The organism is Streptomyces reniochalinae, from assembly GCF_003323735.1.
GTDB classification, from domain to species: domain Bacteria; phylum Actinomycetota; class Actinomycetes; order Streptomycetales; family Streptomycetaceae; genus Streptomyces; species Streptomyces reniochalinae.
The window spans coordinates 330,221-351,076 of sequence record NZ_QOIM01000040.1; the positions used below are offsets into that span (position 1 = coordinate 330,221).

At 72.7% G+C, this 20,856-nt stretch carries 20 protein-coding genes; 12 read left to right on the top strand and 8 right to left on the bottom strand.

What is annotated here, in order from left to right; all coding sequences use genetic code 11:
- Both DQ392_RS23300 and DQ392_RS23305 read left to right on the top strand, forming a co-directional pair.
- The gene (locus tag DQ392_RS23300; protein WP_114017749.1) at nt 1-678 is read left to right on the top strand and encodes an MBL fold metallo-hydrolase; all 678 of its coding nucleotides are present in this window, start codon (nt 1-3) and stop codon (nt 676-678) included.
- 46 nt (nt 679-724) lie between these two features.
- A complete protein-coding gene (locus tag DQ392_RS23305; RefSeq protein ID WP_114017638.1) occupies nt 725-1,504 on the top strand; it encodes an exodeoxyribonuclease III in 780 nt (259 codons plus the stop codon).
- A 91-nt stretch (nt 1,505-1,595) separates the two neighbouring features.
- Here DQ392_RS23305 and DQ392_RS23310 read toward each other — a convergent pair whose 3' ends face one another.
- Nucleotides 1,596-3,446 carry an SGNH/GDSL hydrolase family protein gene (locus tag DQ392_RS23310; protein ID WP_114017639.1) on the bottom strand — a complete coding sequence of 617 codons (1,851 nt, stop codon included), beginning with the start codon at nt 3,444-3,446 and terminating at the stop codon, nt 1,596-1,598.
- 176 nt (nt 3,447-3,622) lie between these two features.
- Here DQ392_RS23310 and DQ392_RS23315 point away from each other — a divergent pair, with 176 nt between their 5' ends.
- The 5 genes from DQ392_RS23315 to DQ392_RS23335 all read left to right on the top strand — a co-directional run bounded on the left by DQ392_RS23315 (nt 3,623) and on the right by DQ392_RS23335 (nt 7,557).
- Nucleotides 3,623-4,066, top strand: coding sequence for a DUF6278 family protein (locus DQ392_RS23315; protein ID WP_181856550.1), 444 nt, complete (start codon nt 3,623-3,625; stop codon nt 4,064-4,066).
- A gap of 147 nt (nt 4,067-4,213) precedes the next feature.
- On the top strand, nt 4,214-4,957 hold the full coding sequence (locus tag DQ392_RS23320; RefSeq protein WP_114017750.1) for an amino acid ABC transporter ATP-binding protein: 744 nt from the start codon (nt 4,214-4,216) through the stop codon (nt 4,955-4,957).
- Nucleotides 4,958-5,038: 81 nt separating this feature from the next.
- Nucleotides 5,039-5,959, top strand: a complete 921-nt coding sequence (locus DQ392_RS23325) for a glutamate ABC transporter substrate-binding protein (RefSeq protein WP_114017751.1) — start codon at nt 5,039-5,041, stop codon at nt 5,957-5,959.
- Nucleotides 5,960-5,977: 18 nt separating this feature from the next.
- Nucleotides 5,978-6,622, top strand: a complete 645-nt coding sequence (locus DQ392_RS23330) for an amino acid ABC transporter permease (RefSeq protein ID WP_114017641.1) — start codon at nt 5,978-5,980, stop codon at nt 6,620-6,622.
- Nucleotides 6,619-7,557, top strand: a complete 939-nt coding sequence (locus DQ392_RS23335) for an amino acid ABC transporter permease (protein WP_245981804.1) — start codon at nt 6,619-6,621, stop codon at nt 7,555-7,557. The genes DQ392_RS23330 and DQ392_RS23335 overlap by 4 nt, the downstream gene beginning before the upstream one ends.
- Before the next feature lie 19 nt (nt 7,558-7,576).
- On the opposite strand, the gene DQ392_RS23340 is transcribed toward DQ392_RS23335, so the two are convergent.
- The gene (locus DQ392_RS23340; protein ID WP_114017642.1) at nt 7,577-8,338 is read right to left on the bottom strand and encodes a hypothetical protein; all 762 of its coding nucleotides are present in this window, start codon (nt 8,336-8,338) and stop codon (nt 7,577-7,579) included.
- Nucleotides 8,339-8,491: 153 nt separating this feature from the next.
- On the opposite strand from DQ392_RS23340, the gene ggt reads away from it, so the two are divergent.
- A complete protein-coding gene (gene ggt, locus DQ392_RS23345) occupies nt 8,492-10,486 on the top strand; it encodes a gamma-glutamyltransferase (RefSeq protein WP_114017643.1) in 1,995 nt (664 codons plus the stop codon).
- Nucleotides 10,487-10,568: 82 nt separating this feature from the next.
- Here the strand turns inward: ggt and DQ392_RS23350 are convergent, their stop codons facing one another.
- Nucleotides 10,569-11,411 (bottom strand): alpha/beta fold hydrolase, encoded by an 843-nt coding sequence (locus DQ392_RS23350; RefSeq protein WP_114017644.1) that lies wholly within the window; start codon nt 11,409-11,411, stop codon nt 10,569-10,571.
- Here DQ392_RS23350 and DQ392_RS23355 point away from each other — a divergent pair.
- Nucleotides 11,410-11,934 carry a MarR family winged helix-turn-helix transcriptional regulator gene (locus DQ392_RS23355; RefSeq protein ID WP_114017645.1) on the top strand — a complete coding sequence of 175 codons (525 nt, stop codon included), beginning with the start codon at nt 11,410-11,412 and terminating at the stop codon, nt 11,932-11,934. The genes DQ392_RS23350 and DQ392_RS23355 overlap by 2 nt on opposite strands.
- A 33-nt stretch (nt 11,935-11,967) precedes the next feature.
- Here DQ392_RS23355 and DQ392_RS23360 read toward each other — a convergent pair whose 3' ends face one another.
- The 5 genes from DQ392_RS23360 to DQ392_RS23380 form a co-directional block, all read right to left on the bottom strand.
- Nucleotides 11,968-12,462, bottom strand: a complete 495-nt coding sequence (locus DQ392_RS23360) for a cupin domain-containing protein (RefSeq protein ID WP_114017646.1) — start codon at nt 12,460-12,462, stop codon at nt 11,968-11,970.
- 125 nt (nt 12,463-12,587) lie between these two features.
- On the bottom strand, nt 12,588-13,151 hold the full coding sequence (locus tag DQ392_RS23365) for an isochorismatase family protein (protein WP_114017647.1): 564 nt from the start codon (nt 13,149-13,151) through the stop codon (nt 12,588-12,590).
- Nucleotides 13,152-13,194: 43 nt separating this feature from the next.
- Complete coding sequence (locus tag DQ392_RS23370; protein ID WP_425470585.1) at nt 13,195-14,649, bottom strand: MFS transporter; 1,455 nt, start codon at nt 14,647-14,649, stop codon at nt 13,195-13,197.
- Nucleotides 14,646-15,218, bottom strand: coding sequence for a MarR family winged helix-turn-helix transcriptional regulator (locus DQ392_RS23375; protein WP_114017648.1), 573 nt, complete (start codon nt 15,216-15,218; stop codon nt 14,646-14,648). Before DQ392_RS23375 ends, DQ392_RS23370 begins: the two co-directional genes overlap by 4 nt.
- 166 nt (nt 15,219-15,384) lie before the next feature.
- Complete coding sequence (locus DQ392_RS23380; RefSeq protein WP_114017649.1) at nt 15,385-16,989, bottom strand: CocE/NonD family hydrolase; 1,605 nt, start codon at nt 16,987-16,989, stop codon at nt 15,385-15,387.
- A gap of 227 nt (nt 16,990-17,216) precedes the next feature.
- On the opposite strand from DQ392_RS23380, the gene DQ392_RS23385 reads away from it, so the two are divergent.
- From DQ392_RS23385 to hydA, 3 genes are all read left to right on the top strand, one after another.
- Nucleotides 17,217-18,059 (top strand): nitrilase-related carbon-nitrogen hydrolase, encoded by an 843-nt coding sequence (locus DQ392_RS23385; protein WP_114017650.1) that lies wholly within the window; start codon nt 17,217-17,219, stop codon nt 18,057-18,059.
- A gap of 113 nt (nt 18,060-18,172) precedes the next feature.
- Nucleotides 18,173-19,447, top strand: a complete 1,275-nt coding sequence (locus DQ392_RS23390; RefSeq protein WP_114017754.1) for an aspartate aminotransferase family protein — start codon at nt 18,173-18,175, stop codon at nt 19,445-19,447.
- Nucleotides 19,444-20,844: a dihydropyrimidinase gene (gene hydA / locus DQ392_RS23395; protein WP_114017651.1), complete on the top strand. Its 1,401-nt coding sequence runs from the start codon at nt 19,444-19,446 to the stop codon at nt 20,842-20,844. Before DQ392_RS23390 ends, hydA begins: the two co-directional genes overlap by 4 nt.
- Nucleotides 20,845-20,856 lie beyond the last annotated feature (12 nt).

The following is a 20,856-nucleotide window of genomic DNA, read 5'->3' on the forward strand; positions in this document are numbered from 1 at the left end:
ATGGGAATCGACACGAACGACACCCCGCTGGGGCTCACCAAGCAGGGCCACTCCTGCGTCCGCCTGCACAAGGAGGGACGCACCCTCGTCATCGACCCGGGCGGCTTCAGCGAGCAGGAGGCCGCACTCGGCGCCGACGCGCTGCTGGTCACCCACGAGCACGCCGACCACTTCGACGAGCTGCGGCTGCGGGCCGCCATGGAGGACAACCCCGAGGCCGAGATCTGGACGCTGCGCAGCGTCGCCGACCAGATCTCCGGCGCGTTCCCCGGGCGCGTCCACGTCGTCGGGGACGGGGACACCTTCGAGGCCGCGGGCTTCCGGATCGAGGTCCACGGCGAGCTGCACGCCGTTATCCACCCCGACATCCCCCGCATCACCAACATCGGCTTCGTCGTGGACGGCCTGGTCTTCCACCCCGGGGACGCGCTGACCGTCCCCGCGCGCCCCGTGCACACGCTGCTGCTGCCGGTGCACGCCCCGTGGAACAAGTACTCCGAGGTGCTGGACTACGTCCGCGCCGTCGGCCCGACGCAGGTCTACGACATCCACGACGGGCTCCTCAACGACAACGGCCTCGGGCTCTTCGGCCGGATGCTGGGCGCGGGCGGGCCGGGAACGGGCGGCGCGGCCCACGCTCACCTCGACCCGGGGGAGCGTGTCTCACTGGCGCGGTAGCCTGCATGCTCCGGGGGACCACCCCCGTAGCCCCGACGGAGTCTGCATGCGTATCGCCACCTGGAACGTCAATTCGATAACAGCCCGCTTGCCGCGCCTCACCCAGTGGCTGGAGACGGCTCAGCCCGACGTGCTCTGCCTGCAGGAGCTCAAGGTGTCCGACGACGCCTTCCCGCAGCAGGAGCTGCGCGCGCTCGGGTACGAGTCGGTCGTCAGCGCCCAGGGCCGGTGGAACGGGGTCGCGGTCCTCTCCCGCGTCGGCATCGAGGACCCGGCCCTCGGCCTGCCCGGCGCGCCCGAGTGGGAGGGCACCGTGGAGGCCCGTGCCGCGGCCGCCACCTGCGGCGGTGTGCGGGTGTGGTCCCTCTACGTGCCCAACGGGCGTGAGATCGGCCACCCCCACTACGAGTACAAGCTCCAGTGGCTGGCGGCGCTGCGGGACACCGCCGAGAAGTTCGCCTCCGCCTCGACGCCGTTCGCGGTCCTCGGCGACTTCAACATCGCGCCGACCGACGCGGACGTCCACGACATCACCCAGTTCGAGGCCTCCACCCACGTGACCTTGCGCGAGCGCGAAGCGCTCGCCGCGCTGGAGGCCGCGGGCGTCTCGGACGTCTACCCCCGGCCCCTCAAGTACGACGTGCCGTTCACCTACTGGGACTACCGGCAGCTGTGCTTCCCCAAGAACCGCGGCATGCGCATCGATCTCGTGTACGGGAACGAGGCGTTCGTGACCGGCGTCTCCGACGCCTTCGTGGATCGGGAGGCGCGCAAGGGGAAGGGCGCCTCGGACCACGCGCCCGTGGTGGTCGACCTCGACCTGTGAGGCCGCCGGGGACCGGCTGCCTCCCCGCACCGGAGGTCGCGGGCAGGGGACGCGGTCCCCGGCCCGTGACCCCACCGGGGGCGCGGGACCCTCACCCCGTGAGAGCCCGCAGGTCCACCGACTCGCCGAGAGCCTTCAGCCCCGCGTCGCCGGGGTGCAGATGGTCCCCGGAGTCGTAGGCGGTGGCCATCCGCGCGGGATGCCCCGGGTCCCTGACGACCTTGTCGAAGTCGAGAACGGCGTCGAAGTAGCCGCCGCTCTCCCGCACGAAGGCGTTCACCTTCTGCCGCCGCGCGTCGACATCCGCCGTGCAGTCCTTGTATCCCTCGCAGGGCGTGATGGTGGCACCGACGACCCGCAGTCCCTGCGCGCGGGCGCGAGCGGCGAGGGCCCGCATGCCCGCGATGACCTCCTCGGCGGTGGCGCCCCACCGCACGTCGTTGATGCCTTCGAACAGGACGACGGTGCGCGCGTTCGTCTGGGCCAGGACGTCCCTCTCCAGGCGGTGCTGGGCGCTCACGCCCGCCGTGTCGGTGCTGACGCCGTCGCCCGGGTAGCGGTCGCTGGCGACACGGTTGGCGGAGACGCCGTGGTTGAGGACCCCGAAGCGCGGCACTCCGTTCTGGCCGTTCTGGTGCAGCAGCCGGCCGGCCAGCACGTCGGGCCAGCGCCGGTTGGCGCCCTGCGTGGAGCGGACGCCGTCGGTGATCGAGTCGCCGAGGGCGACGACAGAGCCGGGTCCGCCCTGGACGTCGACGCCGGTCAGGAAGGGCCACATCGACAGGGAGCGGGTGAAGGCGCCGCCGGCGCTGTCACCGGTGCGGTTTCCACTGCCGCCCTCGCTCAGATAGGACCGCTGGAGCGCCTCGCTGTGCACGGGAGCGGCGCTGACCGGGTCCGGCAGGTGGATGCTGACCAGCAGGTTCGTGTCCTGGGGTACGTCGAATCCGACGGGGTCGCTGACGGCGCGGGCGCCCGCGGGGATGCGGGTGCCGGCGCGTCCGCCGTCGAAGGTGAGCGGCACCGGGCGGCCCTTCGCCGCGGCGCCGTCCCGCTGGACGGCGAGGGAGGCGTGGCCGATGCGTACGGGCTGGGCGGCGAAGGTGTTCTCCAGCCTGATGCGGGCCTTCGGCCCGCCGGCCGAGGTGTGGACGACCAGCCGAAGCGTCTGGTCCTGCCACAGCCCGGCCCCGGTGTAGCCGCCGGTGCTCGCGGCCCAGCTGCCGGTCCATCCGGTGCTCTGAGGGCGTGGGGCGATGTCGAAGACGTGCAGGTCGGCGTCGGCGCCCGGGTCCTTGGGGAGGGTGACGGAGGCCAGGGTGCGGCCGCGGTCGAGGGGCACTGTCACGGCGTAGATCCTGGCCTTCTCGCCCACCTGGTCGCCCTGCCGGGTGTTGAGGTGGGGGAGCGCGACGGCCTTGGTGGCGAGGGGGCCGCCGCGCCAGTCGCCGGCCGTGAGGGTGTAGTGGCCGCGGGAGCCGTCCCGGTAGTGGAGGGTGCCTTCGCCGCCGGCGGTGTCGCCGGGGCCGTGCGGCGAGGTGGCGGCCATCAGGAAGGAGAGGGCGGTGCCGCTGCCGTCGACCTGTACCCGCTGGCCGTCGGCGCGCACGTTGTCCGGGCGGCCCGGTGCGCGGTCGGGCCAGCGCAGCCGTGCGGCGTCCAGGTCGAGCCCGGTGCCGGGGGACCACCCGGCGGCCTTGAGGTCCTGGGCGGACAGGGAGCGGCCCGCGCCGTCGAAGTCGGCGGCGCCGGGTTTCGCGTCGTCGCTGACGGCGCGGTTGTCGTAGAGCTTCTCCAGGGGGAGCGGCCGTTTGGCGGGGGCGGCGGCCCGGCCTGCCGTGGCGGGGGTCTGCGCCGTCGCGGCGGTGGTCAGTGCCGGTGCGGTGGCGGTCGCGGCGGCGAGCAGGACGGTGAGGGATCTGATCCAGGTACGTCTGCGCACGTGTTGCCCTCTCGTGGGACTCCAGCAGCGTTGTGTGCACTTCGGATTCGACCGAGGCGGGGTGAAGTTAGGGAGGCCCTGACGCGGCGTCAAGGTGTCCTTCGGCCCAACCGGGTGGGCTCGTCGCACCGCGCGCCTATGGTGCCCGGGGCCGTGAGAATGCCACGCTGTCAGGCATGCACTTCCCCTTTCTGGACAACTGGCGCAAGCCCCACCCGGATGCCGAGGGGGCGGCGGCGGTGACCGACGAGTTGTCGGGCGACCAGACGAGCGCGGCGCAGCTCCTGTCCGAATGCGAACTGCTGCGCGAACAGGCGGGCGCCGCCGGGGTCGAACTCGACGACACCGTCGAGTCGTTGAGCGCTCTCGACCAGCTGCTGCCGCACTGGCGCGAGGACCCGGAGGTCACGCCCTGGCTGGGCGCCGACGCCGGGCTCTACCTGGGAACGGTGATGGTGCGTTCGGTGCCGGGCGCCCGCTGGGTGCGCTGGCCCGACGGGCAGCCCGTGGTGCGGCTCCCGTCCGGTCGGGAGGTCGACGTGCTCGCGGAGGGCGCCACGTGGGCGGAGACGGGTTCGCCCGAGCTCTCCCAGGCGTACGCGGAGGTCAGCGAGGACTGACCGGCCGCCGCCCGGGCCATCCGGTGGCGGGTCGGGAATCGGGACAGGTGAGACGTCGGAGGCCACCCGTCCTGTTGTAACCCCTTACTGCGTGTCATCCCGGTAGTGACCCATTCGGCCCGATAGTTTCCCTTCCCTATGGAATCGCTGCCTCTGGAACCGCTCATCGAGCTGCGTGGGGTCAACAAGCACTACGGCGAGCTGCACGTACTCAAGGACGTCGACCTCACCGTGGGCCGCGGTGAGGTCGTGGTCGTGATCGGCCCCTCAGGTTCGGGCAAGTCCACGCTGTGCCGCACCATCAACCGCCTGGAGACCGTCGGGTCCGGCACCATCTCCCTGGCGGGCCGGCCCCTCCCCGCCGAGGGCAGGGAGCTGGCCAGGCTGCGTACCGAAGTCGGCATGGTGTTCCAGTCCTTCAACCTCTTCGCGCACAAGACCGTGCTGGCCAACGTGGCGCTCGCCCCCGTCAAGGTGCGCGGCAGGAAGAAGGACGAGGCCGAGCACCGCGCCCGCGAACTCCTGCACCGCGTGGGCCTGCTCGAACACGCGCAGAAGTATCCGGCCCAGCTCTCCGGCGGCCAGCAGCAGCGGGTGGCCATCGCCAGGGCCCTGGCGATGGAGCCGCAGGCACTGCTGTTCGACGAGCCGACGTCCGCGCTCGACCCGGAGATGATCAGCGAGGTGCTGGAGGTCATGCAGCAGCTGGCCAGGGAGGGGATGACGATGGTCGTCGTCACCCACGAGATGGGATTCGCCCGCTCGGCGGCCAACCGCGTGGTGTTCATGGCCGACGGACAGATCGTCGAGGACCGCACCCCGGAGGAGTTCTTCACCGCGCCGCGCAGCGAGCGCGCCAAGGACTTCCTCTCCAAGATCCTCAAGCACTGAGAGGCCGCCCCCGTGCCTGCGCACACCCCCGTCCCCCGGCGCCGCGGCCCGCTCCCGCACCCACCCGCGCGCCCGCGCCCCCTGCCGCGGCGCGGCCCGCACCGGCGCCGCGCCCTCGCCGCCGCCACCCTCCTCGTCGCGCTCACCGCCTGCGGCGTCCCCGGCAGCCCGCCGGCCCGCGGGCCGCAGCCGAGCGCCCTGCCGCACTACGCCGTCGACAAGGACTTCTCCCTCCCCTCCTCCCCCACCTGGACCCGCGCCCACCAGCGCGGGCGCCTGACCGTCGGCGTCAAGGAGGACCAGCCGGGCATGGGCGAGAAGAACCCGGCCACCGGCGCGTACACCGGCTTCGACATCGAGATCGCCGAGATGACGGCCGCCTCTCTCGGCTTCGACCCCGACCGGCAGATCGAGTACAAGGCCATCGCCTCGGCCAACCGCGAAACCGCCCTCCAGAACGGCCAGATCGACACTTACGTCGGCACCTACACCATCAACGAGGGGCGCAGGAAACTCGTCGGCTTCGCCGGGCCCTACTACATCGCGGGACAGCGGCTGCTGGTACGCAAGGGCGACAGGCACCTCAGGGGGCCGCAGGACATGGCGGGCAAGAAGATCTGCTCCGCCGTCGGATCGACCCCGCTCCAGCGCATCCAGTCCGACTACCCGCGCGCGAAGCCCGTCGCCTACGACAGCTACGCCATCTGCGTCGACAACCTCCTCAACGACCAGGTCGACGCCGTCACCACCGACGACACGATCCTGCTCGGCTACGCGGCCAAGGACCCCGCGCACCTGAAGGTCGTCGGCAAGGCGTTCTCCGAGGAGCCCTACGGCATCGGCGTCCCCCGCGAGGACCACGCGCTCGCCCGCGCCCTCGACGACGCCCTCGTCGCGCGGGAGGAGAACGGCGACTGGAAGCGGGCCTACGACGTCACCCTCGGCCTCTCCGGCGCCCCCGCGCCGCAACCGCCCCGCGTCGACCGCTCCCTGACGAGCTGAGAGGAACCAAGCGGCTCCATGGACGTACTGACACAGAACTTCGCCCTCTACGGTGAGGGCTTCTGGGGCACCGTACGGCTGACCGTCTACGCCTCGCTGCTGGCGCTCGCCGTCGGCGTGGTGATGGCCGGGTTCCGGGTGGCGCCCGTGGCGGCGCTGCGCGGCGTGGGCACCGCCTGGGTGACCGTATTGCGCAACACCCCGCTCACCCTGCTCTTCTTCGCCATGCTGCTGGGGCTGCCCCGCTTCGGAGTCGCCCTGCCCTTCGAACTTTTCGCGGTGCTCGCCCTGGGCTGCTACACCTCCTCCTTCATCTGCGAGGCGGTGCGCTCCGGCATCAACACCGTCCCCGTCGGCCAGGGCGAGGCCGCCCGCAGCCTGGGCATGACCTTCGGCCAGACGCTCGGCACCGTCGTGCTGCCCCAGGCGTTCCGCACCGTCATCGCGCCGATCGGCTCCACCCTCATCGCGCTGGCCAAGAACTCGGCCATCGCGGGCTCCTTCAGCGTCGTCGAGCTGCTGAGCACCTACAAGACGCTGAGTGAGAACGGCTACAGCGTCATCTGGAGCTTCGTGTGGATCGCACTGGGATACCTGATCCTCACCCTCGCCATCAGCGGCCTCTTCCACGTGCTGGAGCGGCGCTGGGGGGTGGCCCGATGACCACGCCGCCGCCCTCCCCGCCCCCCTCGGGACTGGCCACACTGCTGCGCGGACGCGGCGCCAAGCGCCCCCCGAAGGCCGCGGCCTCCGCGCTCTACGACATCCCCGGGCCCCGCGCCCGCGCCCGCCACCTGCTCTACGGCCTCCTGACGTCGCTCGCCCTCGCCGCGCTGCTGGCCTGGGTCTGCCGGCTCCTGCTCGACACCGGCCAGTTCGCCCACGTCAAGTGGCGCCCCCTCGCCTACGAAGGGGTGCAGGAACTGCTGCTCGGCGGCCTCGGCAACACCCTCAAGGCCTTCGCGATGGCCGCCGTCCTCGCCCTGGCGCTGGGCGCCGTGCTGGCCGCGGGACGCCTCTCGGACCACCGGCCGCTGCGCTGGGTGAGCACCCTGCTGGTGGAGTTCTTCCGGGCCATGCCGGTGCTCGTCATGATCTTCTTCGTCTTCGTCGCGTTGCAGGTCCAGGCGCTGCCCGCCCTGGTGACCGGACTGACCCTCTACAACGGCTCCGTGCTCGCCGAGGTCTTCCGCTCCGGTGTGCAGTCCGTCGACCGGGGCCAGCGCGAGGCCGCCTACGCGCTCGGTCTGCGCAAGACCCAGGTCATGGTCCACGTGCTGGTGCCGCAGGCCGTGCGCGCCATGCTGCCGACGATCATCAGCCAGCTCGTCGTCGCCCTCAAGGACACCTCGCTGGGGTACCTGATCACCTACGAGGAGTTCCTGCACGCCGGGCGGCTGATCGCCATCAACATGGACTACACCATGCCGTTCATCCCCGTGGTCATCGTCATCTCCGCCATCTACATCGGCCTGTGCATGCTGCTGTCCTGGTTCGCCAACTGGGTCGCGCGCCGCGAGCGGCACAACGTGAAGAACGAGGCGGTACCCGTCGCCCCCGCAGAGGCCGGGTCCACCATGCCGGGCGCCCGCCCCTGACCGCCGCCCCCCACGCGGCTCAGCGGGCCTGCGAGGCGGTGGCCTCCCGTGTCACGTCGGCCACCAGCTCCACCACGTCGGGGCCGTAGGCGCGCGAGTTGACCACCCGCAACAGAAGGCAGAAGTCCCCGCCGTGCCCGTGCCTGCGGGCCAGTCGCACCTGGTGCCGCGCCAGGTAGCGGGCGGCGGCCTGGTTGGTGAGGGAGCGCTGGCCGCAGATCAGGAAGACGGGCCGCACCGCCTCGCCGTCCCCGCGCTCTCCTTTCGGGCCGGCGGGGGAGGAGGCCCCCGTGAGCCGCGCCAGCAGTACGTACTCGACGCTGCCCTCCTCCATCCGGTAGTGCTCGCCGCCCACGGTGAACGCGGCCCGGCCCAAACCCGGTTCGGCGTCCGTGTTCACGGCCACGCCCGGCAGCAGCGTCTCCAGGTGTGCCGCCGTACGCTGGTTCGAACCCGGCCCGCCCAGACAGAACTCGGTGTGCTCACCGAACCCCCGGCGCGCCGCGTCGTGCCCCACCATCTCCATCCGCGCGCCGCAGTCCTTGACGAGCGCGGACAGCTCCAGCAGCGCGAACACGTCGTTGCGGGCGACCGCGCCCTCGTCGGTCGCCGGGTCGTGATTGACCACCAGCAGGCACCCGGAGTTCTCCGGCAGCCCGAAGAAACGCTGCCTCTTGTGGAGTTGCCGCCGCCAGAGCGAGGTGCGGGCGAACCAACCCGCCGCGGCGGTGATCGCCGCCGCCACCAGACCCAGCACGAGCTCCCGCACGTTGTCGTCCATGACGCGGCAGCGTAGGCCCTCGCGGGCGCGCCGACCGAGGGGGTGAGCGCGGACGGGCGCCGTCGCGAGGTGCTGACGCGCGCGCGTCAAGAGCATTACGCTGTCGCGGATCACGCGCTCATCCGCGGAGCCAGCGCAAAGGAGGCCCCTCCCATGACGCCCTCTCCCGACCCCGCCGGCCGGCCGAACGCCCCCGCACCGCCCCACCACCAGGGCCCGCCCGTGGCCCGCCGCGACGGCGGCACTCCCGGCGGTGGTCCGCCGCGGGTCCGGGGTGCGCTGCGGCGGGGACGCAGACGCACAGCGGCCGGGCCGAAGGCGAAGGCCGCCCGGCGCGGGATCGGCGTGCTGACGGTCGCCGCCGTGGTGGCGGGCCTGACGGGCGCGGCCCCCGGGACAACGGGTGGCGTGTACACGGCGGGTGACGGCGGGTCAGGCGCTCCTGCCAAAAGCCCCGTCGCGACGGGCTACGGAGGCGCCGTCTCCAGCGTCGACGCGGACGCCTCGGCGGCGGGCATCGAGGTGCTCAAGCAGGGCGGCACGGCGGCGGACGCGGCCGTGGCGACCGCGGCGGCGCTCGGTGTGACGGAGCCGTACTCGGCGGGCGTCGGCGGCGGCGGGTACTTCGTGTACTACGACGCGCACTCCCGCAAGGTGCACACCATCGACGGCCGTGAGAAGGCGCCGCTGACCGCCGGCAAGGACCTGTTCACCGAGGACGGGAAGCCGATCCCCTTCGACGAGGCCGTCACCAGCGGCCTGAGCGTCGGCACGCCGGGCACGGCGGCGACCTGGGAGAAGGCCCTGGACGCCTACGGCTCCACGTCACTGGCCAAGGTGCTCCAGCCGGCGACGAGGCTGGCCCGCGAGGGCTTCACCGTCGATAAGACGTTCCGCGAGCAGACCGCCGACAACGAGGACCGCTTCCGGGACTTCCCGGCGACGGCGAAACTGTTCCTGCCCGGTGGGAAGTTGCCGAAGGTCGGCTCGACGCTGAAGAACCGGGACCTGGCCCGCACCTACGACCTGCTGGCCCGCAAGGGCACCAAGGCGCTGTACCACGGCAAGCTGGCGCGCGACATCGTGGAGGCCGTGCGCGAGCCCCGGGTGGCCGAGGGCGCGGACCGCGAGGTGCGTCCAGGCGATCTGCGCACGAAGGACCTGGCGGCGTACGAGACGCGGTCGCAGAAGCCGACCCGCACCGCGTACCGGGGCCTGGAGGTGTACGGGATGGCGCCCTCCTCCTCGGGCGGCACCAGCGTCGCGGAGGCGCTGAACATCCTGGAGCGGAGTGACCTGGGCTCCCTGAGCGAGAAGGAGTACCTGCACCGCTATCTGGAGGCGAGCCGTATCGCGTTCGCCGACCGCGGCCGGTGGGTGGGCGACCCCACCCAGGAGGACGTGCCGACCAGGGGGCTGACCTCGCAGAGGTTCGCGGACTCCCGCGCGTGCCTGATCGACGACGACGAGGCGCTGACCAGCCCGGTCGCGCCGGGCGATCCGCGCGACCCGCGCGCCTGCGACCGCGGCGACGCGGACCTGGCGGCGCCCACCACGTACGAGGGCGAGAACACCACGCACCTCACGGTCTCCGACAAGTGGGGCAACGTCGCCGCCTACACGCTGACCATCGAGCAGACCGGTGGCAGCGGCATGGCCGTGCCGGGGCGCGGCTTCCTGCTGAACAACGAGCTGACGGACTTCTCCTTCACGCCCGCCACCCCCGGCGTGTACGACCCGAACCTGCCGGGGCCCGGCAAGCGGCCCCGCTCCTCGATGTCGCCGACGGTCGTGCTCAAGCACGGCGAGCCGGTACTGGCGCTGGGGTCGCCCGGCGGCGCGACCATCATCACCACGGTGTTGCAGACGCTCACCAACTACCTCGACCGCGGCATGCCGCTGGTCGACGCGATCGCCGCCCCGCGCGCCAGCCAGCGCAACGCGGAGCAGACGGAGGCGGAGTCCGCGTTCCTGGACGGCAAGGCGCGGCGCCAACTGGAGGAACTGGGACACTCGTTCAAGAAGACGGCGGAGATCGGTGCGGCCACCGGGGTGCAGCGCCTCCGGGACGGCCGCTGGCGTGCGGCGGCCGAGACGGAGCGCAGGGGCGGCGGCTCGGCGAGGGTCGTCCACCCGGCGCACGGCTGACCGGCGGGCGGCCGACTCAGGCCGGGAGCCCGGCGAGTGGTCAGGCCGGGCGCGGCTGAGCGAGGGCCGCGCCCGGCCTGCCTCACGCGAGGAAGTCCGCCAGCAGCGCATCGGTCTCGGCCGCCGCCACGTACGGCATGCCGTGGTGCGACACGCCCGGCACGGTGGCGGTCGTGACGCCGGGCAGCCACCGGCGGGCGTGCGCGTCGGCCTTCCGCACGTCGTGGACGCGGCTGTCGGCCGCCCACAGCACGAGGGTGGGGACGGTCAGCGCCCGCAGGGCGGCCGGCTTCGGGCGGCGGCCGAGCACCGGTATCCGCTGGGGCGCCAGGGAGGCCGCCACGTACAGCTGCCGGTACGCGGGCGCGATGTCCTGGCTGCCGCCGGTCTCCCAGTCCCAGAACGCCTCGGTGCTGTGGGCCGACGGTTTCAGCAGCCGCGGCAGGGCGCGCAGCAGATACCGCCGGCTGAACCCGGTGAAGCACTGGGTCGGGTCGAGCAGGGCCAGCTTGCGGACGCGGTCCGGAGCGCGGAGGGCGAGGTCCAGGGCGAGCCGGCCGCCGTAGGAGTGCCCGCACACGTCGGTCCGCGGCACGCCGAGTGCGTCGCACACGCTCGTCAGCCACTCCAGCAGGGCTGCCTCGGAGCGGGGAGGGTTCCGGCCGGGGGTGCTCAGCCCCGCCTCGCCGATCCGGTCGGGGGCGTACAGGCGGTGGGTGCGGCAGAGTTCGGCTGCGTTGGCGTACCACGCGGCGGCTGTGGCGAAGCCGCCGTGCAGCAGGAGCAGCGGCGGCGCGTCCGCGGGCCCGCAGGCCAGCACGTGCGTGGTGCCGTGGACGGTGGTGACGTCGATGCTCTCGGTGTCCTGCGGCCAGTGGCCGAGCACGGCGTCGTAGGCGGAGCTCAAGTGGTGGTCCGGGTGCATGGTGTCTCCGATTTCCCTCGCTGAGCGAGATAATATCGGAGGTGTGACCCCCACGGACAAGAGCACCGACGAGAGCACCGACGGGCTGGACGTCGTGCACCAGCTGCGCGCCGTCACCGTCGAACTCGACCTGTTCGCCGCAGAGTTCGCCCACCGCAACGGGCTCCACCCCACCGATCTGCGCGCCCTCATCTGCCTCCTGGACGCCGCCAGGGCCCGGAGGCCCTGCACCCCCGGCAGCCTCGGAGCCCGGCTCGGCCTCAACTCGGCGGGCACGACCTCCCTCGTCGACCGCCTCGAACGCCTCGGCCACGTCCGCAGAACCCGCGACCCGCGCGACCGGCGGCGCGTGCTGCTGGAGGTGGACGAGAGAGCGGTCGCGCTGGGGGAGGCGTTCTTCGGCCCGCTGATCGCGCAGGTGGCCGAGGCGGCAGCGCAGCTGGCGGAGCCCGAACTGGCCGCCGTACGCCGCTTCCTGACCGGTGTCCTGGAGGGCGTCACCGCGCGGCGCGAGGACGGCTGACCGGCCGGAGCGAACGCCCCGCGGCGGCCGTCCTCAGCTGCGCGCGCTGTCCCACGCCGCGCTGTGCAGGAAGTGGTTGTCGTACCTGTCCTGGACCTCAAGCAGGCTCTCAGGGGGGAGTTCACCCTTGGCGACACGGGCGAGATGCCGGAAGTAGCCGAAGCGCGCGACGCCGGGTGCCAGGACGATCAGCAGGTCCGCGTTCCGTCCGTGCGCGGCGGCGAACGCGTGCGCCGTGTGCGGGGGCACGACGACAAGGTCCCCGCGCTCAGCGGTCACGACCTGGTCCCCGGACAGCAACTGGGCGGTGCCGTCGAGCACGTAGAACATCTCGGCGGACCGGGTGTGCCGGTGCGGGGTGGCACCGTTCGCGCCGTCGAAGAGGGTGACGCGCTGGGTGGAGAGCGCGCCGCCGGTCTGATCGGCGTCGGCCAGCAGGGCGACGGTCGAGGGCGCCTGCCCCAGCACCTCGGCCTCGGCGGCACGGACGACGACCGTGTCGTCGAACTCGGGCACGATCAGCGACATGCGGGCCTCCGGGGGGCGCGGCGTTGCGGCGGGGACACCGCCCTAGCGTCACGCATTGTCCACCAACCGGCCCGGACGCGGGCGCCTGGACGCGGCGGCCCGTGCCCGGCCGGTGGCGGGGCGGGTCAGGCCGCGGGAAGGGCGGCCACGACCTCGTCGGCGGATCCGGTCTCGCCCAGCCGGGGGAAGACGCCGTCGACGGAGGCCCGGTGCCCGTCGGCGTCCATGTCGGTGCAGGCGTCCTCGGCGACGGTCACGTGGTAGCCGTGCTCGTGCGCGGACCGTGCCGTCGACTCGACACCGAAGCGGGTGGCGATGCCGCAAAGGACGATCTGGGTGACCCCGCGCCGCCGCAGCTCCAGGTCGAGGGAGGTGCCGTAGAAGGCGCCCCAGTTCTGCTTGGTGACGCGGATGTCGGTGGGCTGGGGGTCCAGTTCGGGGCGCAGGTCGGCGTGGTCGGCGGGGCGCTCGCCGCGCCCGCCCAGCCCTGCGGCCGTGCGGCCCGGCGCGCCGCCCTGGACGGTGACGAGGACGACTGGCAGTCCGCGCCGCCGGAACTCGGCCGCCAGGCGGGCACCGCGCTGGACCACCTCGTCCGCCGGGTGGGGCGCGGTCGGCATGCCGGTGATGCCCTTCTGGAGGTCGACGAGGACGAGCGCGGTGCGGGGGTCCAGGGTCAGGGTGGCCATGGAGGTGCTCCTCGGTACGGGGGTGGATGCGGGGTCGGTGGGGTTACGAACGTCCGCGCAGGGCGCGGTCGGTGACGGTGAGCGCGAGCACGACGGCGCTGAGCACCCCTGCCGTCACGGCTATCAGGTGCAGGCCGGCGTCGTCGGCCTGCTGCCCGTAGCAGAGGGCGATGAGGCTGGACGCGGTGATGGCACCCAGGTACTGGGAGGTGCGCTGGAGCCCGGCGGCCGCACCCACCCCGTCGGCGGGCGCCTGGCGGGCGACGGCGGCCTGGTTGCTCGTACCGGCCAGGCCCTGCGGCAGCCCGCACAGGACGGAGGCCAGCAGCAGCGCGGCCAGGGGTGTGCCGCCGTGCGCGAGGGCGAGGGTTCCCGCTCCCGCGAGCAGCAGTCCTGCGGCGAGGGTGAGGGGGCCCCGGATGCCCTTCGTCCGGGCGCCGAGCAGCGAACAGACGGCGGCGGCCAGCGACATCGGCAGCATGATCAGGCCGGAGTCGAACGAGGAGAAGCCGTGCGACTCCTCCAGCCACTGCGCGTAGCCGTACATCACGCAGTAGATGACCAGGTACGTGAGTCCGTGCCGCAGGTAGGTGAGCACCAGCGGCCGGTGCTGCGCCAGCACGCGCAGGTCCAGGAACGGGGCGGAGCTGCGCAGCTGCCACCACACGAACGCGCACGCCAGCACGGCGAATGGCGCCAGCAGCGGCCAGCGCGGGTGGCCGAGCTCCATCAGGAAGAGCATCGCCGTGGTCAGGGCACCGGCGAAGAGCAGGACGCCCAGCGCGTCGATGCCCGTGCGCGGCCCTCCGGGTGCCCGGGCGGCGCGCGGCGGGTCTCTGGGGAGCCACAGCAGCGCCAGGGCCAGCCCGGCGAGGGCCACCGGTATGTTGACGGCGAAGATCGCCCGCCACCCCGCCGTCGCCGCCAGCAGGCCACCCAGGACGGGGCCGACGGCGGCGCTGCCGAGCCCGGCCAGGGACAGCCGGGCGAGAACGGGGCGCGGCACGTGGGTGCCCAGCCGCACCGCCTCGGTCCGCAGCAGCGCCATGGCGCACGGGTACGCGGCCGACGTGCCGACGCCCAGCAGCACGCGGGAGACGATCAGCCAGCCGAACGCGGGAGCCGCCGCCCCCACCACACCGGCCGCGGTGACGATCACGAGGCCGGCCAGGAAGACGCGGCGGGGTCCGAGCGCGTCGGCGAGCTTGCCCATGGTCGGCTGGGCGACGGCGCTGGCGAGGTAGAGGGAGGCCACCAGCCAGGCGGTGTCGGCGGAGCCGACGCCGAAGCCGCGGCCGATCACCACCAGCGCGGTGGCGATCATCGTCGAGTTGACGGGGTTGAGGAGGGAGCCCAGCAGCAGCGGTGTCATCAGCCGTGCGCCGAAGCCGGCGCCCGGGCCGTCCCCGGGCGCCGCCGTCCGGCCGGGGCCGGCCGCCGGGGCGAGCACCTCGCCCCTACGGCCGCCTTCCCCGCCTCCTGCCGCCGGGTGGCTCACCGCGAGTCCTGCGCGCCCGAGCCGTCTTCCGCACCGGAGGGGTCCTCCGCCTCGGCGGACTCGTGATCCCCGACGGCGGGGCCGCTCTCCGCGACGAGCCTGCGCAACAGGACGGCCGCCGCGGCGAGGGTGCCCCGCTCGGCGCTGTCCAGCCGGGTGGCGAGGGCCTCGGAGAGCCAGTCGTGCTTGGCCCGGCGTACGGCGTCGAGCGTGCGCGCTCCCTCGGGGGTCAGGGCGAAGACCACCTGGCGGCCGTCGGTCGGGTGGGGGCTGCGCGCGAGAACGCCCCGCTCCTCCAAGGCGCCCACGGTGACCCGCATGGACTGCGGCCGCACCAGTTCGGCGCGGGCGAGCGCGGCGATCGTGGTGGGGCCCGTGCGCAGTATCCGGCCCAGTACGGAGCGCTGGGTCGGGGTCAGTTCCCCCGCGGGGGAGGCTGCCCGCAGGTGCCTGCCGAGCGCCCCGACGGCGGCCGCCACCTCGGCGGCCAGCTCAGTCGTCTCCGCGGGCTTGGCGGTCCCCGCGGTCTCTGCGGGCTTCCGGGCGCGTCCGCTGTCCTTGTGCGGCATACGTCGAGCCTACGAGCTCGACAGGGAAACTTGCAAGTTTCCCTGTCGATGCACTGGGCTCCGCACGGTGCGGGGCCGGGGCCCACGGTGCGGACGACCCGGTGCGGGGCGGAGACCGTGGACACCCGGGGGTGGACGTCCGCGCCCCGGCGGACGTCCACCGGGCTCAGCCGGCGTCCGTCGGCTTCCCCGTCGGGACCGTCATGCGCGAGGGGTCCGCGGCGGGAGAGGTGAACTCCAGGCGGGCACCGTCCGGGTTGTGCTCGGCGTACAGCGGGTCGACGGTGTCGATGACGACGGCGAGCCTGTGGCCCTTCGGCACGTCGTAGGCGGTGGAGAAGAGGTCCAGGTCCACGGCGAACGGCTTGCCGGGGGTGCGGTCGTGGAAGGTGTGCGGGGCGTGGGTGATCAGCTTGCCGGCGCCGAGAGGGCCCACGTCGTACAGGTAGGCGTAGAAGGTGCCGCTCTCGGCGGTGCCGGCGACGGTGGTGTGCAGCTTCGTCGTGCCCCGCACGCGCGTGTCCTCGCCGTACCGCTCCGACTCCCACACGGCCGCCCGGGAGCGCGGCAGCAGCGGCATGGAGACGACGGGCGGCAGCTTGAGGAACTGGTCGAGGAGGCCGGTCAGGAACATGGTGCCGCCGTTGGCGCCGGAGTCCCCGCCGGTCTTCAGCTCCTTCTTCCCCTCCAGGGGGATCGCCCGCTTGCCCGAAGGGACCTCCTTCCAGCTCCCGTAGCCCTCGTACTGACCGGTGGACCGGGACTTGAGCTGGACCGGGGGCTCGGTGTCGATGCCGTTCTTCTCGCCCTTGAGGTAGCGGTCGAACCAGTCGTGCGCGTGCGACCAGGTGTCGTTGGGCAGTCCGAGCAGGCCGGTCGCTTCCGGGGTGGCGTGGTCGCCGGGGCGGAACTCCAGCCGCTTGGGGCCGCGCAGCTTCTCGTAGAAGTCGGCGTACTGGTTGGGCGGGAAGATCGAGTCGCTCCAGGCGTTGCCGAGCATGACGGCGGCGCCGTTGTCGTTGATCCGGTCGAGGTAGGCCGCGGGGGAGCGCTTCTTGCCCCACGCGATCATCTCGTCCTCCTTGTCGAGGTTGGACTCGGTGAAGTCCTTGAGCACCTGCCGCAGTTCGGGGCTGGGCCGTCCGGTCAGCTCGCCCGCGCCGCCGAGCAGCCCGGCGGCCTGGAGGTGCTGGGTGCGGCCGCTGTAGATGGAGCCGATCAGGTCGGCCCAGCCGCTGAGCGCGGTGACGGCCTTGATGCGGGGGTCGTGGCCGGCCGCCAGCAGGCTGATGCCGGCGCCGTAGGAGACGCCGCCCATGCCGACGCGGTCCTTGTCGGCGGGGGTGTGGGCGAGGGCCCAGTCGATGACGCGGGAGGCGTCGGCGACGTCCTCGGGGCCGCCGACCTCGATCTCGCCGCCGGACTGCCAGAAGCCCCGCGAGTTGTAACTGACGACGACGTACCCGGCGTCGGCGAGCTTCTTGGCCTGTGCGAGGTATTCGATCTGCGGGAGGCCCCAGCTGGTGGGGAGCACGATCAGCGGGTAGGTCCGCGCCGAGTCGGCGGAGGCGCCGTCGGGCAGGGCGACGTTGGCCTTGAGGGTGGTGCCGCCGTCGCCCTCGATGTCGACGAAGTCGATCCCCGGTGCGGTGGCGCCGGTGGCGGCCGGTTCGGGCAGGGCGGTGGCGGGGGCGAGGGTGAGGCCGGTGGCGGCGAGTGTTCCGGCGAGGAGGACCGAGGCGTAACGCACTGCGGTGGGGGAGGGGCGCATGCACGGCTCCAGACGTCATCGGTGGCCCGGACTGGAAAGTGACTGGAGAGTAACCACGACGGGCTACCGGGGGTAACCCGTCGGTAGGTTACGGAGCGGTAAAGGCGGCGCACCCCATACCGCCCCCGCCGGGGTTCTTGTCACGCCTCCCGAGGGGACCTACGGTCGCAACCTCACGTATGTCTACGCGTGTCGAACAGGCTGCCGCCCTCACGAAGGAGCTGCTCATGCCCGATGTCGTACGTGCCGCACTGGTGCAGGCGACCTGGACAGGCGACACCGAGTCGATGCTCGCCAAACATGAGAAGCACGCCCACGAGGCCGCCCGCCAGGGAGCGCGGATCATCGGCTTCCAGGAAGTCTTCAACGCCCCCTACTTCTGCCAGGTGCAGGACCCCGAGCACTACCGGTGGGCCGAGCCGGTGCCGGACGGGCCCACCACCCGGCGGATGTCCGAACTGGCCCGGGAGACGGGCATGGTGGTCGTCTCCCCGGTCTTCGAGGTGGACGGCTCCGGCTTCTACTACAACACCGCCGCCGTCATCGACGCCGACGGCACCGTCCTGGGCACCTACCGCAAGCACCACATCCCGCAGCTGCCGGGCTTCTGGGAGAAGTACTACTTCCGCCCCGGCAACCTGGGCTGGCCGGTGTTCGAGACCGCCGTCGGCAAGGTCGGCGTCTACATCTGCTACGACCGGCACTTCCCCGAGGGGTGGCGCGCGCTGGGCCTGGCCGGCGCCCAGATCGTCTACAACCCCTCGGCCACCTCGCGCGGCCTGTCCGCCCACCTGTGGCAGCTCGAACAGCCCGCTGCCGCCGTGGCCAACGAGTACTTCGTCGCGGCCATCAACCGCGTGGGAACCGAGAGTTACGGCGACAACGACTTCTACGGCACCAGCTACTTCGTCGACCCGCGCGGCCGGTTCGTCGGTGACACCGCCTCGGACGAGAAGGAGGAACTGCTGGTCCGCGACCTCGACCTGGGGATGATCGACGAGGTGCGGCAGCAGTGGGCCTTCTACCGGGACAGGCGCCCGGACGCCTACGAGGGGCTGGTGCGGCCGTGAGCCCGGAGCCAACAGCCGCTGCGGGCTCCGCCGCAACCGCCGTATCCCCGATCCCCTCCACCGACGTCCACCGCGCGCTGCACGCCCGCCACCGGGCCGTGCTCCCCGACTGGATGGCTCTCTACTACGAGCAGCCCCTGGAGATCACCCACGGCGAGGGCCGTCACGTCTGGGACGCGGAGGGGCGCCGCTACCTGGACTTCTTCGGCGGCATCCTGACGACCATGACGGCCCACGCGCTGCCCGAGGTCACCAAGGCCGTCAGCGAACAGGCCGCGCGGATTGTGCACTCCTCCACCCTCTACCTCAACCGGCCCATGGTGGAGCTGGCGGAGCGGATCGCGGCGCTGTCCGGCATCCCCGACGCGCGGGTCTTCTTCACCGCCTCGGGCACCGAGGCCAACGACGCGGCGCTGCTGCTGGCCACCGCCTGCCGCGGCTCCAACCAGATCCTGGCCATGCGCAACAGCTACCACGGCCGCTCCTTCACCACCGTCGGCATCACCGGCAACCGCTCCTGGTCGCCGACCTCGCTCTCCCCCCTCCAGACGCTCTACGTGCACGGCGGCGTCCGCACCCGCGGCCCCTACGCTCACCTGGACGACGCCGCGTTCACCGAGGGCTGCGTCGCCGACCTGCGCGACATGCTGGGCCAGGCCGGCTCGGGTGTCGCCGCGCTGATCGCCGAACCCGTGCAGGGCGTGGGCGGGTTCACCTCGCCGCCCGACGGGCTCTACGCCGCCTTCCGCGAGGAGCTGAAGCGGCACGGCATCCTGTGGATCAGCGACGAGGTGCAGACCGGCTGGGGCCGCACCGGCGACCACTTCTGGGGCTGGCAGGCCCACGACGCGGCGGGACCGCCCGACATGCTCACCTTCGCCAAGGGCATCGGCAACGGCATGTCCATCGGCGGTGTCGTCGCCCGCGCCGAGATCATGAACTGCCTCGACGCGAACTCCATCTCCACCTTCGGCGGCAGCCCGATCACCATGGCCGCCGCCCGGGCCAACCTCGCCCACCTGCTGGAACACGACCTCCAGGGCAACGCCCGCCGGGTGGGCGGACTGCTGCTGGAGCGGCTGCGTTCGGCCGCCTCCAGGCTCGGAGTCGTCCGCGAGGTGCGCGGGCGCGGACTGATGGTGGGCGTCGAACTCGTCGACCCGCGTACCGGCGAGCCGTCGCCACGCGCCGCCTCGCTGGTACTGGAGGCCGCACGCGAGGGCGGCGTCCTCATCGGCAAGGGCGGCGGCCACTCCACCCCGAGCGTGCTGCGTATCGCGCCGCCGCTCTCGCTGACCGTCTCCGAGGCCGAGGCGGGTGCCGCGGTGCTGGAGACCGCCCTGCGCACCGCCGAGGCCGAACTCGCCCGAGGAGGAACCGCGGTATGAGCACCACCCTGATCACGGGCGGCCTGGTCGTCACCGCCGCCGAGGAGATGCAGGCCGACGTGCTGATCGAGGGCGGCCGCGTCGTCGCCGTCGTCGACCGGAACGCCGCCGTGGCGCGGAGCCTGACCGCCGACCGCGTCCTGGACGCGAGCGGCCTGTACGTCATCCCGGGCGGCGTGGACGCCCACACGCACATGGACTTCCCCTTCGGCGGCACCTTCTCCAGCGACGACTTCGCCTCCGGCACCCGCGCCGCCGCCTGGGGCGGTACGACCACCATCGTCGACTTCGCCGTCCAGACCAAGGGCCACGCCCTGCGCGAGGGCCTGGACACCTGGCACGCCAAGGCCGACGGGCAGGCATGCGTCGACTACGCCTTCCACATGATCCTCTCCGACGTGAACGAGGGCACGCTGCGGGAGATGGACGCCCTGGTGGAGGAGGGCGTGACCTCGTTCAAGATGTTCATGGCCTACCCGGGCGTCTTCTACAGCGACGACGGCCAGATCCTCCGCGCCATGCAGCGCACCGCCGCCAACGGCGGCCTGGCGATGATGCACGCCGAGAACGGCATCGCCATCGACGTCCTGGTCGAACAGGCGCTCGCGGCGGGCCGCACCGACCCGCGTCACCACGGCGAGGTCCGCAAGGTGCTGCTGGAGGCGGAGGCCACCCACCGGGCCATCCAGCTGGCACGCGTGGCCGGCTCCCCGCTCTACGTCGTCCACGTCTCCGCGCAGGAAGCCGTGGCGGAGCTGGCCACCGCCCGCGGGATGGACCTGCCGGTCTTCGGCGAGACCTGCCCGCAGTACCTCTACCTGAGCACCGACGACCTCGCCGAGCCCGACTTCGGCGGCGCCAAGTACGTGTGCAGCACGCCGCTGCGCCCCGCCGAGCACCAGGCGGCGCTGTGGCGGGCGCTGCGCACCGACGACCTCCAGGTGGTCTCCACCGACCACTGCCCCTTCTGCTTCACAGGACAGAAGGACCTGGGCAAGGGCGACTTCTCCAAGATCCCCAACGGGATGCCGGGCGTCGAACACCGCATGGACCTGCTCCACCAGGCCGTCGTGGACGGGCACATCACCAGGCGCCGCTGGATCGACATCGCCTGTGCGACACCGGCCAGGATGTTCGGCCTCCACCCGAAGAAGGGCACCCTCGCGCCGGGCGCCGACGCCGACGTCGTCCTCTACGATCCGCACGCCGAGCAGACCCTTTCGGCTCAAACCCACCACATGAACGTCGACTACTCCGCCTACGAGGGCAGAACCCTCACGGGCCGGGTGGTCACGGTGCTCTCCCGCGGCGAGACGGTCATCGACCGCCGTACGTACACGGGCCGCGCCGGAAGCGGCCAGTACGTGCCGCGCGGGATCTGCCAGTTCCTGAACTGAGGGGTTGTGCCC

Coding starts and splice junctions, on each gene's coding strand:
- DQ392_RS23340 (WP_114017642.1), bottom strand. CDS start 8,338: ATGGACGACAACGTGCGGGAGCTCGTGCTGGGTCTGGTGGCGGCGGCG.
- DQ392_RS23305 (WP_114017638.1), top strand. CDS start 725: ATGCGTATCGCCACCTGGAACGTCAATTCGATAACAGCCCGCTTGCCG.
- DQ392_RS23355 (WP_114017645.1), top strand. CDS start 11,410: ATGGTGTCTCCGATTTCCCTCGCTGAGCGAGATAATATCGGAGGTGTG.
- DQ392_RS23390 (WP_114017754.1), top strand. CDS start 18,173: ATGGCTCTCTACTACGAGCAGCCCCTGGAGATCACCCACGGCGAGGGC.
- hydA (WP_114017651.1), top strand. CDS start 19,444: ATGAGCACCACCCTGATCACGGGCGGCCTGGTCGTCACCGCCGCCGAG.
- DQ392_RS23330 (WP_114017641.1), top strand. CDS start 5,978: ATGGACGTACTGACACAGAACTTCGCCCTCTACGGTGAGGGCTTCTGG.
- DQ392_RS23335 (WP_245981804.1), top strand. CDS start 6,619: ATGACCACGCCGCCGCCCTCCCCGCCCCCCTCGGGACTGGCCACACTG.
- DQ392_RS23385 (WP_114017650.1), top strand. CDS start 17,217: ATGCCCGATGTCGTACGTGCCGCACTGGTGCAGGCGACCTGGACAGGC.
- DQ392_RS23315 (WP_181856550.1), top strand. CDS start 3,623: ATGCACTTCCCCTTTCTGGACAACTGGCGCAAGCCCCACCCGGATGCC.
- DQ392_RS23300 (WP_114017749.1), top strand. CDS start 1: ATGGGAATCGACACGAACGACACCCCGCTGGGGCTCACCAAGCAGGGC.
- DQ392_RS23360 (WP_114017646.1), bottom strand. CDS start 12,462: ATGTCGCTGATCGTGCCCGAGTTCGACGACACGGTCGTCGTCCGTGCC.
- DQ392_RS23375 (WP_114017648.1), bottom strand. CDS start 15,218: ATGCCGCACAAGGACAGCGGACGCGCCCGGAAGCCCGCAGAGACCGCG.
- ggt (WP_114017643.1), top strand. CDS start 8,492: ATGACGCCCTCTCCCGACCCCGCCGGCCGGCCGAACGCCCCCGCACCG.
- DQ392_RS23380 (WP_114017649.1), bottom strand. CDS start 16,989: ATGCGCCCCTCCCCCACCGCAGTGCGTTACGCCTCGGTCCTCCTCGCC.
- DQ392_RS23350 (WP_114017644.1), bottom strand. CDS start 11,411: ATGCACCCGGACCACCACTTGAGCTCCGCCTACGACGCCGTGCTCGGC.
- DQ392_RS23365 (WP_114017647.1), bottom strand. CDS start 13,151: ATGGCCACCCTGACCCTGGACCCCCGCACCGCGCTCGTCCTCGTCGAC.